This is a genomic window from Xanthomonas sp. BRIP62411 (assembly GCF_003993525.1).
Lineage (GTDB): Bacteria > Pseudomonadota > Gammaproteobacteria > Xanthomonadales > Xanthomonadaceae > Xanthomonas > Xanthomonas euroxanthea.
Window position 1 is genome coordinate 71,877 of sequence record NZ_QEZI01000011.1, and the last position, 17,345, is coordinate 89,221.

Annotated in this window: 11 protein-coding genes; 8 read left to right on the forward strand and 3 right to left on the reverse strand. The window is 61.3% G+C overall.

Annotated elements, in window-relative coordinates; genetic code table 11:
• The first annotated feature begins 390 nt into the window (after positions 1-390).
• The 8 genes from EO139_RS08405 to EO139_RS08445 all read left to right on the forward strand — a co-directional run bounded on the left by EO139_RS08405 (position 391) and on the right by EO139_RS08445 (position 14,355).
• On the forward strand, positions 391-3,543 hold the full coding sequence (locus EO139_RS08405; protein WP_206515134.1) for a TonB-dependent receptor: 3,153 nt from the start codon (positions 391-393) through the stop codon (positions 3,541-3,543).
• A 326-nt stretch (positions 3,544-3,869) separates the two neighbouring features.
• A complete protein-coding gene (locus EO139_RS08410) occupies positions 3,870-9,275 on the forward strand; it encodes an ATP-binding protein (protein WP_206515131.1) in 5,406 nt (1,801 codons plus the stop codon).
• 372 nt (positions 9,276-9,647) lie between these two features.
• Complete coding sequence (locus EO139_RS08420) at positions 9,648-9,992, forward strand: hypothetical protein (RefSeq protein WP_241235936.1); 345 nt, start codon at positions 9,648-9,650, stop codon at positions 9,990-9,992.
• Entirely contained in the window at positions 9,989-10,405 is a 417-nt protein-coding gene (locus EO139_RS08425; protein ID WP_126970220.1) for a SymE family type I addiction module toxin, read from the forward strand. The genes EO139_RS08420 and EO139_RS08425 overlap by 4 nt, the downstream gene beginning before the upstream one ends.
• Before the next feature lie 85 nt (positions 10,406-10,490).
• Positions 10,491-11,096, forward strand: coding sequence for a hypothetical protein (locus EO139_RS08430; RefSeq protein WP_126970222.1), 606 nt, complete (start codon positions 10,491-10,493; stop codon positions 11,094-11,096).
• Positions 11,097-11,196: 100 nt separating this feature from the next.
• Positions 11,197-11,898, forward strand: a complete 702-nt coding sequence (locus EO139_RS08435) for a hypothetical protein (RefSeq protein WP_241235937.1) — start codon at positions 11,197-11,199, stop codon at positions 11,896-11,898.
• Between the two features lie 104 nt (positions 11,899-12,002).
• On the forward strand, positions 12,003-12,905 hold the full coding sequence (locus EO139_RS08440) for an XVIPCD domain-containing protein (protein WP_164739808.1): 903 nt from the start codon (positions 12,003-12,005) through the stop codon (positions 12,903-12,905).
• 340 nt (positions 12,906-13,245) lie between these two features.
• Positions 13,246-14,355, forward strand: coding sequence for a serine hydrolase domain-containing protein (locus EO139_RS08445; protein WP_126970228.1), 1,110 nt, complete (start codon positions 13,246-13,248; stop codon positions 14,353-14,355).
• 292 nt (positions 14,356-14,647) lie between these two features.
• On the opposite strand, the gene EO139_RS08455 is transcribed toward EO139_RS08445, so the two are convergent.
• The 3 genes from EO139_RS08455 to cheY are packed head-to-tail and all read right to left on the reverse strand — an operon-like array spanning position 14,648 to position 17,321.
• The gene (locus tag EO139_RS08455) at positions 14,648-16,300 is read right to left on the reverse strand and encodes a chemotaxis protein CheA (RefSeq protein WP_104585130.1); all 1,653 of its coding nucleotides are present in this window, start codon (positions 16,298-16,300) and stop codon (positions 14,648-14,650) included.
• A 2-nt stretch (positions 16,301-16,302) separates the two neighbouring features.
• Positions 16,303-16,929: a protein phosphatase CheZ gene (locus tag EO139_RS08460; RefSeq protein WP_104585132.1), complete on the reverse strand. Its 627-nt coding sequence runs from the start codon at positions 16,927-16,929 to the stop codon at positions 16,303-16,305.
• On the reverse strand, positions 16,929-17,321 hold the full coding sequence (cheY, locus tag EO139_RS08465; protein WP_002813536.1) for a chemotaxis response regulator CheY: 393 nt from the start codon (positions 17,319-17,321) through the stop codon (positions 16,929-16,931). Before cheY ends, EO139_RS08460 begins: the two co-directional genes overlap by 1 nt.
• Positions 17,322-17,345 lie beyond the last annotated feature (24 nt).

Sequence of the window (17,345 nt, forward strand, 5' to 3'; positions counted from 1 at the left end):
GGTGGGCGATGCCCTCAGCTCCATCCAGTCTCTTGCTGAGCTCGGTTTTAAACAAGGTGTGTGCTGGCGCTTCGGCAAACCGCTTGCGTCCGGTTGCGGGCGAGGCTGTGTTGCTTGCAGCGATCACGCTGCTGCAGCCGCGACGCGGTCGGCTGTGCCGTGCCGCGTGCACGCGTGGCGGGCCGGCCGCCCATCGTGGATGCCTCGCAACGCCGCCGGTCTGTTGCGCGGCAGAATGCGCTGCCGCTTGGGCTGTGCTACTTAGCTTTCCACGGCATTAGAACGATCTAATCGCATCTGCGTGGAAGCGGACGCAAGAGGAGGGGGCAGGTTGCCGCAACGGCGACGGATCGTTTTTGTGTCACTTCGCGCAGCGTTCTTGGCCGATCGCTGGATCGACAGAAATCCGCCGAAGCCAATCACCTTTGGGAGAGCATGATCGAAATGAACTGCATGCCATTCGCACGCCACCGCAGCACGCTGTCCGCCGGTATCGCCATCGCCTTGTTCGCGAGTGCCGCCTCCACCGCCGCCGCCCAGCAGGCCGACGGCACGCCGGCGCCCACGGGCCAGGCCGAGGTGCAGGCCACGGACCTGGACGCAGTGACGGTAACCGGCTACCGCTACGCGATCGAAAAAAGCCTGGAGCAGAAGCGCAACGCCAACGCCGTGGTCGATGTGATCACCGCCGAGGACGTGGGCAAGTTCCCCGACAAGAACGTGGCCGATGCGCTGCAGCGCGTGCCCGGCGTGGTCATCAGCCGCGACGGTGGCGAGGGCAAGAACGTCAGCGTGCGTGGCCTGTCCTCGGAGCTGGTGCTGACCGAATTGAACGGCAACTACATCGCCACCGCCGAGTCCAACGGCGACCCGACGCGCTCGTTCAACTACACGCTGCTGCCGTCAAACCTGCTGGGCAGCGCGGAGCTGTACAAGACCCCGGAAGCACGCATCGACGAAGGCGGCATCGGCGGCACGGTGATCCTGCAGACGCGGCGCCCGCTGGAACTGGAGCCAAACTCCGGCTTCGTCTCTGCCGAGGGCACCTGGTCCGATACCAGCAAGAAGACCGACGGCCAGTTCTCCGGTTCGTATTCGTGGCACGACAAGGACAACCGCTTCGGTGTCTTCGTCGGCTACACGCAGCAAAAGCGCACCGCACGTACACTCGATGCCAGTACCGAGAGCTGGCAATGGTACGGGCGCGACGAAGTCGGCCCGGCGGTCGACGTGAACGGTAATCCGTCGGACTTCAATGCCAACTGGTGGGGCGGGACCGGGTTTTGGAACCAGGACGGCAATTACTCCACCGGTTTCATGATGCCGACCGCGGTCAGCCTGGGCGCCAAACGCGAGGAGCGCGAGCGCAAGGGCGGGCAACTGACCTTGCAGTTCAAGCCGACCGACGACCTGACGCTGACCGCGAACTACTTTCGCTTCGACCTGTCGCAGGACTCGCAGACCAATACCATCAAGATTCCCGAGTGGAACATCGCGCGCTATGACGGCGACGGCAACTGGCGCGGCGGGCGTCTGCTCGACCGGCTGCAGTTCGATCCCAGCGGCACCATCGTCACTGGCGCCGCCTACAGCCTGCGCCCGGGCAAGACCTACTACTGCAACGAGGCGCAGGCCGCTGCGGCCGGCCTGCCGCCGGGCGGCTGGGGCTCGGACGACTGCACGGTGCCTACGCCGCAGATCACCGGCAGCTACAACATCGAAAAATCGCTGTCGCAGACCGTGGACCTAGGCGGCGAATGGCGTGGCGAGCAGGTGGACGTGGCGTTCAAGGTCGGCCGCACCTGGGCCAAGGGCGGGCCGGAGCTGCAGTTCTCCCTGCCGATCAAGCCGCGCCTGCAGAACGCCGACGGCAGCTGGACCAACGGCAACTTCGCCAGCGCCTGGGACCTGACCGGCACGCCGTCCATGACATTCTCGCCGCAGCTGATGCAGAACCTGCGCGACGGCATCCTGCAGGTCGACCTGGGCTCGACCGGCTCGTCCTGGACCCGTAACACCAATCAGCAGCAGTACGCGCAGATCGATACCACCTGGCATTTCGACGGCGAGGTCTTCGACTCACTGCAGTTCGGCATCAAACGTCGCGACGGCGGCATCCACCGCAGTACCGGCAACAACTACTGGGTGTGCCCAGGCACCGACCCGAGCGACTACGACAACCGCTACTGGAACGGGCGCTGCAATGCCATCGCCACACAGTTCTCGCCGGGGCTGCTGTTCGCGCAGGACAACCTGGCCGGTGGCGTCAATGCCAGCGCGTTCCCGGCGATCAACTTCCCGGGCTACATCGGCTACTTGAACCAGACCTACGGCGCGATGCAGACCCGCAGCGAAAACAACTTTGTCTACAACGTCGACGAAGAGATCTATTCCAGCTACCTGCAGCTCAACTTCCACACCGAGCGGCTGCGTGGCAACGTCGGCGTGCGGGTGGCGCGCACCGGCCAGCGTGCCGATTCCACCGACAAGGTGACCGCCTACAACGACTATTTCTTCGACGGCGCCGACGGCAACCCGCTGGCCTGCCAGCAGGGCGCCGCCATGCCCGGCGGCGCCCCGGCCGACACCTATTGCGGCACCGAAGGCTACTGGCGCTTGGCCGACAGCGTGCAACGCACCGAGTCGTTCGTGGTCAGCGGGCTGGACCGCAACTACACCGACGTGCTGCCCAGTTTCAACCTGGCCTACGACCTGACCGAGAACCTGCTGCTGCGCGCGGCAGCCGCGAAAGTGATTGCACGCCCCAGCTACAACGACATCGCCGCGCCCGGCAGCCTGGAGTTTTACAGCCCCGAGTACGTGGCCGACCGGCGCCTGACCGGCGGCGCCAGCGAGCAGGGCTGGTACGGCTCGGGCAGCAACAAGAACCTGGAGCCGTACAAGGCCAACCAGTTCGACCTGGGGCTGGAATGGTATTTTCTCCCGGGTTCGGTGGCGGGTGTGGGGCTGTTCCGCAAGAACGTGGAGAACTTCGCGGTCGACGTGATCAGCGACGTCAACATGATGGTCGACGGGCAACCGGTCACCGTGCAGAACTACAGCACCCAGGCCGGCGGCCAGGATGCGGTCTCGCAGGGTGTGGAGCTCTACGCGCAGCACACGCTGCCGTTCGGCCTTGGTGTGCAGTTCAACTACACCTACAACGATGCCAGCAAGGCGGCGGTGCGGCTGGAGGACGGCACCGAGGTCGGCAAGACCTCCATGCCGGGCAGCGCCAGAAACCAGACCAACCTCACCGTGTTCTACGAGACCGACAGCCTGCTGCTGCGCGCCTCGTACAACCGTCGCGGCGAGCTGGTGCAAGGCCTGGTCAACGGGTTGAACGTCTTTGAGGAGCCGTACTACCAGGTCGATCTGAACGCGGCGTACAACATCACCCCGGCGCTCAGCCTCACCGCCTCGGTGCTGAACCTGACCAAGCAGGAGTCCCGCTCGCACCTGGGCGAGGACACCCGCGCCCGCTTCTATACCGGCGGATACGCAGGCCGGCTGGCGTACCTGGGGCTGACCTACAAGTTTTAGGTCGCAGCGTGTCGTGCCCATGCCTGCCGCGTGGCGGCCGGTATGGGCGCGACGATAAAGAAGTGAATCTGGAACCTTTATTTCCGCTGAGAGAAGTGAACCTGGAACCCTTATTTCATTCATGCACCTTCTCAAGTTCTCGCGTGTTCATCCAGAACCGGGAGCCGGCCGGCAATTTTTAGGAAAAGCTAGTTTTTAGACATTGATCGGCTATGGCTGACGATCATGTCACGAACCGAAGATAAGCTGATTGCTGGTGCTACATCAGGCAGCTTCCGGCAGAAAGCGAAAACCAGGTAGGCGATTCGGACCATCTGATACTGTGCTTGATCGACAAGGATCATCCACCACAAATGACCTCTCCTGAGCTAACCGGCGGAGCCGGATATACATACGAAGATGCGGTCACGGCGCACTACCTTGCAGCTATGATCGGCGGCACAACGGCGACTGCTCTCGATGCAAGGATCGTGCAGAGGGTTGCGCAGCAACAGGCCGACTTCGGAGAGCCGCTCGACGACGTGGTCATCGATGCCGCGTCCTTAGCGGACGGATCGAACATGCGGCTTTCGCTGCAGGTAAAGCGTTCGCTCACGATCTCCGCGGCGGAAACCAACAACGATTTTAGAGAAGTAATCCAGCGTAGCTGGGAGACGCTGCAGAAGCCCGACTTTCGCGAGCATGTGGACCGTGTCGGTGCGGTTACAGGGGTGGTCGCGGAAGAAACGTTCCGAGCTTTCGTAACCGTGTGCCAGTGGGCTCGGGCTAGCGATGCGACCCTCGCCTTCATGCAGCGGTTTGTCGCCGACGGTAATGCTTCAGCCACTCATCGCGCTGTGATCGAAGCGGTGCGTACCGCGGCTCAGGCGCCTGACGTTCCACTGTCAGACGAAGACTTGTATCGTCTGCTGTCGCATCTAGTACTGATCCGGTTTGATTTCCTTCATGCCGGATCGACGAACGAGGCCGAGGCCATTATCAGCCTGCAGCGCTCGCTTGTGCCTGGGCAGGTGGAACGTGCAGGTGATTTGTGGGACTTGCTGCGCCAGCTCGCTCGCGACGGGGCGGGGCGCTGCGCCGTACACAAACGAGCATCACTTCTGCTCGATTTGCCTGGCTGGCGCTTCACGGGGGCTCCTTCCCTCGCCGGCGACATGCAAATCTTGCGCAACAGCACGCGCTACTGGCTGGATCAGCAGGTCGACGACATCGGTGGAGCTCACCTCAACCGTCAAGCGCTGCGCGATAAGCTTAGCGCACAGATGGCGGTCCACCGCCTGACGCTGATCACGGGCTTACCTGGGGCCGGCAAAACGGTACTACTCCGCGGCTTGCTACAAGAGCTGGCCGCCGATGGAACTACATTGTTCCTTACCGCAAATCGACTCTCTGGTCGGAGCTGGCCGGAGCATGCCCGCACGATGGGCTTGGCGGTCAAATCGATCGAGCCGTTACTCGTAGAGGTTGCGGCTACAGGTCATGCCACGATACTTATCGATGGCCTAGATCGTATCGCACCGGAACACCGCGCCATTGTGACCGACGTGCTCGGCCAGATTCTGACGAATCCCGCGCTTTCCGACTGGCGAGTAGTCGCTACCGCGCGCGACGCAGGCATAGAGCCCCTGCGCAATTGGATGCCTCCCGCGCTACTCGCCAGCGAAGGTGTCGGCTATGTCAGTGTGGGTAACTTGGCGGACGAGGAGGCCGGCTTGCTCGCAGATTCGCTGCCAGCTTTGCGCCCGCTGCTTATGGGCGGGGATGATCGGGTGAAAACGCTGGCACGACGGCCATTCTTCGCCGCGGTGCTGGCTCGGGGGTTTTCGCGGGCCGCATACGCTGCTGGGTTCGCCCCTAAGTCGGAGGTAGACCTCGTTGAGGCTTGGTGGACGCGGGGTGGCCATGATGCACTAGCGCCACACACGCTAGCTCGTCAACGCGGGTTGGTTGAACTTGCTCAGCGCAGCGCACCAAACCTAGGCCGCAATCTGCGAATCCGTGACCTGTCACCGGCGACGCAGAACGTGCTCCCCGCGCTGGAAGAGGATGGCTTACTACAGCAGGTGCGTACCGGGCATACGGCCCAGTTCAGTCATGACATCTTCTTCGAGTGGTCTTATTTGCACCTCCTACTCGATCAGGGGGATGATTGGATCACGGCCTTGAGCGCAGCCGGCGAGCCACCTGCCTTGGCGCGGGTGGTTGAGTTGCTGTCGCAGGCGACATATGTGCTCCCCGAGCAGTGGCCGCGCGAGCTTCATGCAATTGAGCGGGCTTCGCTCCGGCCGCAGTGGCTGCGGGCCTGGCTTATGGCGCCAATTTTCAGCCCGCGGTTCTACGAGAACGTCGATATGTTCGCTGTGTCATTGACCGCGGACGGGCATCGACTTTTCGGAAAGCTCTTGGTCTGGATGCAAGCAGAGAAAACAACCCCAAACCCTCTTGTGCTGTCCGGAATCTTGGGCGGCAATCTGGATGCCGCCGCACGTATCCGCGTCGCAGACGCGCTAGGCTGGCCTTCCGACCTCGTGGCGTGGCGCCGCCTACTTGCGTGGACTATCGAACATGTCAAGTCGATTCCTGACGAACAACTGAGTGACCTGGTCACGCTGTTCGAAACTTGGCAGGCCTGCGCTGCGGACCATCCCAATGCAGTGTCACAGAGTATCGTCACCCTGTGTGCAACCTGGTTACACGCGATCGAGGACGAGGATGTGAGTCTTAGGCTTCGACGCCACGCGCATGCAGACGATGGCGTGCCGCGCGAGCGCGTTCCGAGGCAGCTGGAGACGGAGCTCCGTACCTTAGTGCTACGGGCAGCTCGTGCTTACCCTGAAGTGGTAGGGGCATATCTCGCGAAGGTCGAGACCATTAAACGCCCGTCAGATAAAGCGCTCCGCCAGCTCATGGAATTTGCGCCACTACTGGCGCAGACACATCCAGTGCCACTAGCGAGCGTTGCTAAGTGCTGGCTTATGGAGGAGCTGCCGGACGAGGCGTTGGCACGGTGGCGCCGTGAAGCGCATGAAGAGGATCTCCGTCGCAGAGAGGCTGAGGCCCTTCCGCCGGGAAGCATGTCGCGGCTAGACGAGCTTATGCTTTCGAGTGAGTCTTTCATGGATCACTCGTTCGGCCACCACGATTGGGATCAACTTTCAATCGGCGGCGATCATCAAGGGTTCTTTCCTGCTTCGCCTATCCGGGAGCCGTTCCACTCGCTTCTCACGCATGATCCCGGGACTGCACTTGAGCTGATCAGAGATGTGACGAACCACGCCACCATCGCATGGCGTCAGCTACATCAGCACTGTCATGGCAGCTTGACGCCGTTACCGCTGGTAGTTGCCTGTCCTTGGGGACAGCAGGAGTTCTGGGGAAGCGATCGACACTATTCTTGGTTCCGCGGGCACGGCGGGCCACAAGCAGTTGAGTGCGGGCTTATGGCTCTCGAGAGCTGGGCTATTGCGCAGCTCGATGCGGGACGTTCCTTGGAGGGCGTGCTGCAGGAGCTCTTGGACGGGCATACGAGCATCGGCGTCTTGGGGATCGCGGTGCACCTCGCCTTGCGAGCCCAGCAAGCTTCGCTAGGGACCTTGGCGTTGTTGAGTAGCCCGCGACTCTGGAGGCTCGACCTGGAACGGCAGGTGCAAGAACACTCGTTGCAGTCTGCGGGGTTGATTGGTTTCCGTGGAGCAGGTCTTGACTCGGAGCACCGAAGAGTAGTCTCCGACAGTAACCAGATGATCTCGCGAGGTTTTGAGCTGCGCAGTTTGGTTCCTCTCTTCGTACTCGGAGGAGACGAAGGCTTGCGTGCCGCGTGCCGCACCGTTCTCGATGCCTTTCCGGATAAGTTGGAGTTCGCTTATCAGGAGGATGCGGACAACCCGGAGTATGTGGCCGAGCTTCGCAGTACGGTTGAGCTGTGGTCAGAGTTCGGCAAGGCTGAGAATTACACGGCAGTTCCGATACCGGGCCGCAGTGATGCGGTCGAGATCTCGATGAGCAGTCCACGACACGAAGCCCCAGAAGTAAAGGAGGCCCTGCAACGTTTTGTGAAGATTACGCGTGAGACGGAATTGTGGTTGTGGGTCGAGAAGTGCTTCACGGCGGGTCATTGGACACCGGGTTTTTCCGTAGACGAAGCCGTCGGACGTGCGAAAGAACTGGCTGGTGAAGCTTCTGAAGATTTCTCTATGTCGCGGATACATGGCGGGGGGCTGACTGAAGGTGCGATCGCGGGAGCGGCAGCGGCCGTGATTTGCTTCTCCGAAGCGAGCGAGCATGAAGCTTGGGCGGATGCCACAATCGAAAACTACATGATTTCCCAAAGCGAGATTTCCGACGATACGCATCCTGGATCGATAATCCCTTGGCACCCGAAGATCTTCGTTGCGCATGCTTTGGCCGCACGTATCAGATCGACCGGCGGACGCCCCGCTGATCGCGAGGGGCTGTATCGCTTGATTACGCACCCGCTCGATGCGGTTTCGCTCACTGCGCTTTCCGGCGTAGTAGCCTGCTGGCAGCGTGACCCACGGCTCACTTGGTGTGGTCTTAACCTCGGGTTGCGGTTAGCGCAGTTCGTGAGAGTGCGAGATATACACCATCTGGATGCCGAGGCGCGGAGCCAGGTGGAGTCGGACCGCCGCGACGCGGCGTTGGTCGCGGCTATCAATGAATATCTTGCACCAGACTCGTTGCCCGCCTTGGTGTGCCCACAGCCTTCTTGGGCGCGGGTGGAGCCGAACGCTGAAGCTCCGCAGACTCTTCATGAGGACGAGGCCGAAGGCTGGCAGCGCACTGGCGATCTCTGGAACGGGCGGTACGCTGCTAAGGTCTTGGAGCGAGTTCCGGTGGCGCTGGCTATGGCTGGCGTGGGCCGCCCGCACCTTGTCGACGCGGTCGAGGGACTTGTGGGCTGGACGCTCGACACGATCAACCCATTGTGGCGAAGTGAGGCGCAGGGTGGACGGGAGCGTGGCGATCGAAACCTGCACGAGTGGCAGGATCAGCTGAGTCGGATGTTGGCAAAGATTGCGGCCCATCTTTCCGCTGAGGAGATCCTACAGCGGCTGCTAAGGCCAATCCTTACGCAGCCAGATGAGATTGCTATGCGGATGCTCGCACCATTCACTATGTCGCTGGTCTGCAGCGAAGTCCTCGATGCGCCGGAGCTGCGCAACGATACCCTGCGTCTTCTACAGGCCGTGTTAGAACGAGCGCTGGAGCACGACGACTTGCGCCGTTCACGGTATAACAGTGGGAGCATGCGTGGCTTCGACCTCCCAAATCTGATTGAGTCGATGTTCTTCGTGATGGTTGAGCGCGCGCCGGATGCAGCGCGTTTTGCTAACGGTGTTTGGGATGACATCGGGACAGTGATGCCGCTGATCAACCGTATGGTGTGCGCTTCCGGCTGGCATCCGTGCGTTGCCCGCCATTTCGTGACGCTATGCGAACGTTCCAGTGCCGCATACCCGACTGATGCGTTCGCAGACCAGATGCTGGCACAGATCGTCGATGGGCGTCTGCCTGCGCACTGGAAGGGCACCTCTATACCTGCCGCGATCGCCTCGCTGGTACAGGCGCACGCTGACCGACAGCATCCGCTGCAGGCGGCTCTGGCCCGCAAGCTGCTGCGGGTGCTTGATGCTTTGGTCGATCTTGGTGATCGCCGCAGTGCAGCCTTGCAGCAGAGTGAGTGCTTTCGTGGCGTCTGTGTGACCGCCTAGCCTGGCGCGAACATCTTCCCGCCCTCCTAAGGTGACACTAGCGAGGTGCGTGGGTGCGACCGATAGTTGGGTGGTGGCTCGTGATGGGGTCAGGTGCACTTATCAAGCGACGGTGCTCGGCTTGCGTGGCCCGTATGGAACTGCGCCAGCGGCGGACACAGGCGCGGGAGACCTGCCAGCGTGTATTGACACGCGAGACCGCGTACTTGCAATCTAGCCCCAAGGAGCGTCGAAACTCCTCTCATAGCGGTACCCACCTCCGTCAAACCGGTGGGTTTTTTGTGCCTGCGTCCTGCAGGTGCAAGCCGACGCAATGCCTGTGTCGGGAGGGCGGCTAATACAACACCCGCAAGGGGAATACGCCCGCCGGCTATGAGCGGTTTCGAACCTCCCGACATCCCGTCGCCGTTGGCGGCGGTTCTTGGGTTGTTCCAGGAGGGCGTTGCCATGTCTATCGCACCATCCATGCCGGCATCTGTGCCGGTTGATCTATTGCCAGCCTTCGCTCACCGCCTGCAGTGGGATGTGGGCGAGGTGCTGCGCCGGCTCGCCGCACGCGCGGCTGTTGAGCAGGTGCGCGACGATCCCGTGCATCCACTGAGTCGTCAGCCCGGCGTGTTACCGCACATCTCGCACCGCCAGTTCGCACGCAGGGCCGTGCCGTTGCATCAGTGCGTCGCCGCATCCATCACCCGCCATCACCGGGAGGCGCCATGACACGCCGCCGCCCACCTACGGCATCTGCCAGCGCACGACCCGCCCGCACCCGCACGCGCCCCACGCCGCCCAAGCGGGTGCAGTGGGTGGTTGTGGAACCCGACCGCACCAAGCTGCCACCGATGCTGCCGCCGGACCCGGATGCCTCTCCGCAAGGCCCCGGCACGCTACGCGCACCCCGCCGCGCCCGCCGCCCGCGCCAATGCACCGTCAGCTACACCCATTACCCCGGTGCCCACGACCACGCCGGCGACCAGCACGTGCCCCACGTCCGCCTCAGCGGCCTATGGCTGGAACAACTGGGCTTTGCCATCGGCACCAAGCTGCGCATCACCGCCAGCGCGGGGCAGTTGTTGATGGAGGTGTTGCCGCCAGTGGAGGTGCCGGCCAAGGCGCGCAGCGTGCGGCGATGATGGTGCGGGTTACAGAGACCTGCGATTGACCTCAGTGCCGCATGCCACTAGCGTCGCAGCGACATCAGCGCACTACGGACGCTTCATGCTCTACGCCTTGCTCGCCACCCTGGCTCTGGGAGCTTGCGCCCACGCGGCGGGCGGCGCAGCTCCGGCAACCGTCACGGAGACATCCGCCCTGAGTTCATCCAGCCCTGCCACTGTGCCGCCTGACAAGCCCACTGCGGAGGGTTTGCTTGGCCACCTGCTTGCGTTGATCAAAGGCAGCCAGACCATTTCCGACTTCACTCCCGAGCGTCTGAAGTCGGCAATGGGGCAGGTCGTTCAATTCGTAAAAGACGATGAACGCCTATACCGTGCTTTTGGCCGGCTCACCAAAGAGTGGAGCTACGGCTTTGGTGTTGATGAAACCAAACTCGATGGACGCTGGTTTGAATTCCGTTTTGATCGCAATGTGGCCGGTGCATCGCCTTTAATGACCGAGATCTGTCGTCTGGACTTCGACCGCTTTACCCAGCAGCTTGAGCTAATGGGATTTGCGCGCGAGCGCAACATCGTCGAGGACGGCCGCTGGATGAGTGATCTCTACACGCGCCCAGGGATGCGTGTAGAGGTTTTCCCGAGAGGCGAAGCTGCGGAACCGCAAGAGTTGCTAGCGCACAAATGCGTCGAATGGGTCTACATCCGATAAGCTGAGGTAGCGGACATGTCACTCAGCCCTGGAGTTGTCAGGCCTCATAAAGCAATGCGTGCATAGGGCATTGGGGTACTTGAGAGGCGTGCATGACACGATGACATTGAAAAACTGTCAAAATTCCCCCTGCAGCACCAACACTTATTGGAGAAAGGCCGTGCCCCTTGCAAACGATCCAATGCGCTTTGCACTCACGGCATTGATTACCTGCCTGATCGCTGGCTGCAGCCTGCAACCGCCGCCTGCAAACGTGCCTATCGCAAAGGAGCAGATAGAGATGAGAACGGTCGTCCCGTTGGTACGGAGTTTGACCTCACATGATCGTGGGCCTACAGAGCTGGAATTCGATGTGCCCGCACTGCCCGACGACGCGACTCCTCCCGTTTTCATCGGTGTGCGGATCACCGGTGTCGATCCAACTGCCGTCTCCCAAAGTGCTGACAGGCTGATTAGCGCTGGTGTTTCGGCCGAGCTCCACTTGGAGCGTATTGAACCATCCGGTCCGGTCTCCGTGGAATTGCAGCGTAGTCAGCGTGTGGGAGTAGGTCAGCAGGCGTCCATTCCCTTGTCAGCTGATGGTATGGCTCCTGGTCTGTTCGCTTTTGATGCGGACGGTACGACGCTGCAAGACGCCGGTTTGTCTACTGAACAGACCGCGTCCAGGGAGTTGGCGTTCGGCTATAGCAATGCTGTCCAGCCAGGCCGTTATCGGCTCAAACTGCGCTTTGATCAGAACGCCGAGGCGCTGGTTGCGGCTAATGCTCAACTTCTTGTCGCTTACACCTACAAAGGGAAGTGAGGGGAATGAGCATGGATGATCATGAAAAGCGCTATGCAGTCATTGTCTACGTCGCTGCCGCAGGTACGCCATTGATGGCCGGAGGCACATCCTTCGGTGGCCATATGTACTACTCGATTGACGACGGAACGACTGTCAAAAGTTATGGGTTCTCACCCATCAAGCATGGCGAGGCTAGCGGGCCAGGAAAAGTTTCGTTCAATGACGTTGATACCTACCAAAAACCATATTACTCACGCACGATGGAGATCGATAAGGCGCAGTATGAAAAGCTGGAGGCCTTCGGCGCGGCCCCTGCTAAGCACGGGTTCAATATGGAATATCACGGTGCTAAAAACAGTTGTATCGACTTCACATGGGATGCGCTCAATCACGCTGGACTGCACCGGAAGACAAAAGACGGAATCGATAAAGGCTTCGAGGGGGATATCAGACCCGTAGAAAACGTAGATGATATCAAGAGCATTCCTGCTCCTGTGCCTAAAAGTGAGTTGAATAAGGAGCACATCAATCCGAAGCCCAAGCAGGAACTTTGGCAGAAGGTGATTGGTGAGGCGCAGCCGCCCGGTGAGCAGGTATCTCCACTACAGGAAGCAACACAGCTCGCGAGAGTGCTGCCAACAGATCCGCTGCATCACCAAGCAGAAGAAGCCGTTCGCCGCCTTGAGCAAGGTCTCGGCCGCGAGTACGACGACAACAGCGCACGGCTGGCAGCGAGCAGCGCGTATTTAGCCAAAGAAAACGGGCTGTCGCGAATCGATCATGTCGTGCTGAGCGAGAACACCAAGTCCGTGCGGCAGGGCGAGAACGTCTTCGTTGTGGAAGGTGCGTTGAACGATCCCGCTCACAAGATGGCGCATATGAAGACGAGCGATGCGATTGCGCAGCCCGTCGAGCAATCTTTGGCGCAATTACAGGCCTTGGGCGAAACTCAGCGCCAACAGCAATCCCAGCAGCAAGAGCAACAGCGAGAGCAGTCGATTGCGCCTCAACACCGGATGGTGTGAGGGCTAGTGAAATAACGGTTCCAGGTTCACTTCCACGGCAGCCAAAAGAGCGGGGTCAGATTCACTAAAGAAATTCAACCTGACCCTGAGGTTTGGACCCGTTATTCGACAAATAGATGCCATTGTTGAATGGCCGGGATTGGTGGAATGCGGAAAGGCTGGTTTCGAAGCAGCTAAAGCGATTCTCGCCGCTTAGCCGTATCACCAAACCGGCGAGAGATTTCTGTCTTGCGAGGTGGCGACACCATACAACGTCGCGTATTCGGACAGGAAGCATCCGCCCGAATAGGGTGATACCCTCTGCATGGCTCAAACGCTGATGTTGGAGTGAGGAGTAAAAATGGTCGCCTCAATTAAACGCCGCACTGTTTTGGCTGCGGCATTATCCATGGCCCTGCCGATGCGTAGCTTTGCCAAACCCGGAATTGAAGCTGATAGCGTGTCCTCGGCCCTTCGCCGTCGCGTAGCCGAGGAAAAGCAGGGCACCGGGGCCGTATTGGGGGTGGTACGCGCAGGCGAATTGAAGACCTTCCACTACGGAACGGTTGGCCTAGGTAAACTCCAACAGCCGAATGATCGGTCAGTATTTCAGATCGCCTCGCTAACCAAGATATTCACGGCACTATTACTTGCTGACTGCGTTCAACGCGGTGAAGTGAATCTCGTCGATCCACTATCAATGTACATTGCAGTTCCTCCCGCCACCTTCGACGGGAATGAAATCACGCTTCTCGATTTAGCCACTCATACGAGTGGGCTACCACTTCGGCCATCCAGTCGCACCGGCCTCAGTCAAGGCAACCCCTATGCCGGCTACACCGAGAGCGATCTTTGTGCTGATTTAGGTCGTGTCCATCTCACGCGCTTACCGGGGTCGAGTTTTGAATACTCAAATTTTGACTACGCGTTATTGGGTTACGCGTTGTCACAGCGCCTTGGCAAAACGTATGCTGACCTCTTGCGAGATCGCATTCTTGAACCGCTTCGTATGGACGAGACTACGCTTACTCTATCAACGGCGATGCAGCACCGGGAAATTTGGGGTTACGATGCGGACTTCCACTCGGCTCAACCCTGGGAATTTGGTGCGCTTGCGCCGGCAGGCGGCCTTTTTTCGACGGTGAAGGATCTGTCGAAATTCATGACACTTTGGACAAACAAAGAAAGCGGTCCCCTCTCGCGGGCGGCTTCAATGATGCTGACCGTAGATAGGCCCGGCGATAATACCGATACTAGAATGGGTATCGGCTGGCGGAAGGTCCATCCGGATGGCCAGAGCATAGCTTGGAGCAATGGAAATGGCGGCGGCGTTCGTAGCTTCATGGGCTTCAACGCCGACACGCGCGTCGCCGCAATCGCGTTTATCAACAAAACATCGGGTTTTGGAGTTGACGACATCGCGCTTGGGATGCTTGCACCAGCTGGCTCGCATGTTCCCCCGTTTTTCTAAAACCCGGGCTGGTTTAAGATGCTTAAATATTAGCTGTAAATAACGGTTCTAGGTTCACTTCTAAATAACGATTCCAGGTTCACTTCCACGGCAGCCTGACCGTCGCCAGACCATCGCGCCCATGCCTGCGCGCGTAGCGACATAGATCGACAGCGATGCTGGTAGTGAAACGACAACGGCCGCAGTACGCGGCCGTTGTCGTTAGATCAGGCATCCAGGATCGTCTTGACGATTCCCGATTCCCGATTCCCGATTCCCGATTCCCGATTCTCCCAATCCCGAATCCCCAACCTCAATGATCGCTGGAGCGCAGCCCATCCACATCCAGGATCAGCGCCATGCGGCCATCGCCGATCAGCGTGGCGCCGGCGTAGCCGGGCAGGCCGCGCAGGGCACGGGGCAGGGGCTTGATCACCACTTCCTCGCGGCCGCGGACCTGGTCCACCACCAGGCCGAAACGGGTTTCGCCGGCCTGCAGCAGCACCACGGTCAGCAGCGGCGGCTGTTCGGCAGGTACGCCCAGCCAGCGGCGCAGGTCGATCAGCGGCAAGGTGTGCGAGCGGCGGTCCAGCACGGCGCGGCCGTCGAACCAGCCCAGCGAGGTCTGCGGGGCATGCAGCACCTCGACCACGCGGGCCAGCGGCAACGCATAGACCGCTTCGCCGGCCTGCACCAGCAGTGTGGGCAGAATCGCCAGGGTCAGCGGGACGCGGATCATGAAACGGCTGCCGCGGCCCAGTTCGGACTGGATCTGGATCTGCCCGCTGAGTTCGCGGATGCGCGATTGCACTACGTCCATGCCAACGCCGCGGCCGGAGATGTCGGTGACCTCGGCCTTGGTGGAAAAGCCCGGCATGAAGATCAGATGCAGGCACTCGTCGGTGCTCAGGCGGGCAGCGGCTTCGGCGTCGATCAGGCCCTTGTTGCGGGCGATTTCGCGCAGGCGCTCGGGGTCGATGCCGGCGCCGTCGTCCTGGATTTCGATACTGACGTAGTCGCCTTCCTGCTGTGCGGACAGGCGCACATGACCGCTGCGCGGTTTACCGGTGGCTTCGCGCAGGGCAGGGGACTCGATGCCGTGGTCGATCGCGTTGCGCACCAGGTGCACCAGCGGGTCGGCCAGGGCCTCGACCAGGTTGCGGTCCAGTTCCGTCTCGGCGCCGATCAGTTCCAGCTCCACTTCCTTGGACAGGGTGCGCGCGACATCGCGGGCCACCTTGGGAAAGCGCGAGAACACCTTGCTGACCGGTTGCATGCGGGTGCGCATCACCGCGGTCTGCAGGCGTGCGGTGGCGATGTCCAGCGTGCTGACCGCGCGGTCGAGTTCTTCGTCGCGCAGGCGGGTGCGCAGGGTCTTGAGGCGATTGCGCGACAGCACCAGTTCGCCGATCAGGTTGACGATGGCATCCAGGCGCTTGGTGTCCACGCGCACGGTCTGCTCGGCGTCGGCTCCCTTGGCCGCCGCCTTGGGCGCGGCCTTGGCGCCGGGCGCAGCGGCGCCATGTGCGTCGTCGGGTGCGGGCGCTGCGGCGGCGGCCTTGGGCGCGGCCTTGACCGCCGGCGGGCCGCTCTTGGCATCGAACTGCGCAATCAGCGAGGCCGGTGCATGCGGCACGGCTTCGCCCGAGCCCATTGCATCCAGCATGGCCTGCAGGTAATCCAGCGACTGCTGCGCGGCATCGAAGTGATGCGCCTGCAACACCGCCTGGCCGGAGCGCGCCATGCCCAGGGTTTCCTCGGCGGCGTGGCAGAGCTCGACCATGGGCTTGATCGCCAGAAAGCCGGCGCCGCCCTTGAGCGTGTGGAAGCCGCGGAACACCGCGTTCAGCTGGTCGGCTTCGTCAGGTGCCTGTTCCAGCGACACCAGCTGTTCGCCGAGGCGATCCAGGATTTCCTGGGCCTCGACGATGAAATCGGCAGCAATATCGTCTGGAACAGCACTCATGGTTACAGCCCCAATCCGGACAGCAGGTCATCGGCGTCGTCCTGCGACACCGCGTGACGGTCCAGGCCCTTGACTGCAGGACCGGCAAGACCGCCGTCGTCTTTCTTCGGCTCTGGATTCTTCGGCGGCAGGCCGAGCGCACCGAAACCCTCGTGCACGCGCCGGACGATGCCGGCCACGCGACGGATGATCTGCCCGCTCAGGTCCTGGTAGCTCTGCGCCAGCGACAGCTCGGTCAGGTTGTGGCGCATCTTGTCCATCAGCGCGCCCTGGTCCTGATTGAGTCCACCGTCGCGTAGCTGGTTGGCCAGCTCGCGGCATTCCTCGACCAGATCCAGCGTGCGATGGCTGGCCTTCTCGGTCATCTCCACCACGTGGTCCAGGCGCGAACACGCATCGTCCAGCTCGCCGGCTTCCTCGGGCACGGTGGGCAACTCGCCCAGCGCCTGGCCGAGTTCGCGCGCAAGCCGGCTCAGGCCCTGCATCATCGGGCGCGTGCGCAGGGCGGCGAGGTGGTCGACCTCGCGCTTCCACGCAGCTTCGTCACCGCTTTCCAGTGCATCGAGCGCGCCCTGCAGGCGGTCGATCAACGCGGCGCGTTCGGCATTGGTGTCCACGGTGGCGTTCATCAGGCGGTCGCCGCCAGACGTTCGAACACCTTGCCCAGCTTCTCTTCCAGCGTCTGCGCGGTGAACGGCTTGATGATGTAGCCGTTCACGCCGCACTGGGCCGCTTCGATGATCTGCTCGCGCTTGGCTTCGGCGGTCACCATCATCACCGGCAGGTGCTTGAGCTTGGCGTCGGCGCGGATGTTGCGCAGCAGGTCGATGCCGGTCATGCCGGGCATGTTCCAGTCGGTGACCACGAAATCGAACGGGCCGGCCCGCAACGCTGCCAATGCGCTGTTGCCGTCTTCGGCCTCTGCGGTATTGGTGAAGCCAAGATCGCCCAACAGATTCTTGACGATACGCCGCATCGTCGAGAAGTCGTCCACGATCAAAATCCGCATGTTCTTGTTCACATCAAGCTCCTAACACTAAAAAAT

Excerpts from the sequence above, each read along its gene's own strand:
- EO139_RS08435 (WP_241235937.1), top strand. The coding sequence starts at position 11,197 with ATGACATTGAAAAACTGTCAAAATTCCCCCTGCAGCACCAACACTTAT.
- EO139_RS08420 (WP_241235936.1), top strand. The coding sequence starts at position 9,648 with ATGAGCGGTTTCGAACCTCCCGACATCCCGTCGCCGTTGGCGGCGGTT.
- EO139_RS08455 (WP_104585130.1), bottom strand. The coding sequence starts at position 16,300 with ATGAGTGCTGTTCCAGACGATATTGCTGCCGATTTCATCGTCGAGGCC.
- EO139_RS08425 (WP_126970220.1), top strand. The coding sequence starts at position 9,989 with ATGACACGCCGCCGCCCACCTACGGCATCTGCCAGCGCACGACCCGCC.
- EO139_RS08445 (WP_126970228.1), top strand. The coding sequence starts at position 13,246 with ATGGTCGCCTCAATTAAACGCCGCACTGTTTTGGCTGCGGCATTATCC.
- EO139_RS08430 (WP_126970222.1), top strand. The coding sequence starts at position 10,491 with ATGCTCTACGCCTTGCTCGCCACCCTGGCTCTGGGAGCTTGCGCCCAC.
- EO139_RS08460 (WP_104585132.1), bottom strand. The coding sequence starts at position 16,929 with ATGAACGCCACCGTGGACACCAATGCCGAACGCGCCGCGTTGATCGAC.
- EO139_RS08440 (WP_164739808.1), top strand. The coding sequence starts at position 12,003 with ATGTACTACTCGATTGACGACGGAACGACTGTCAAAAGTTATGGGTTC.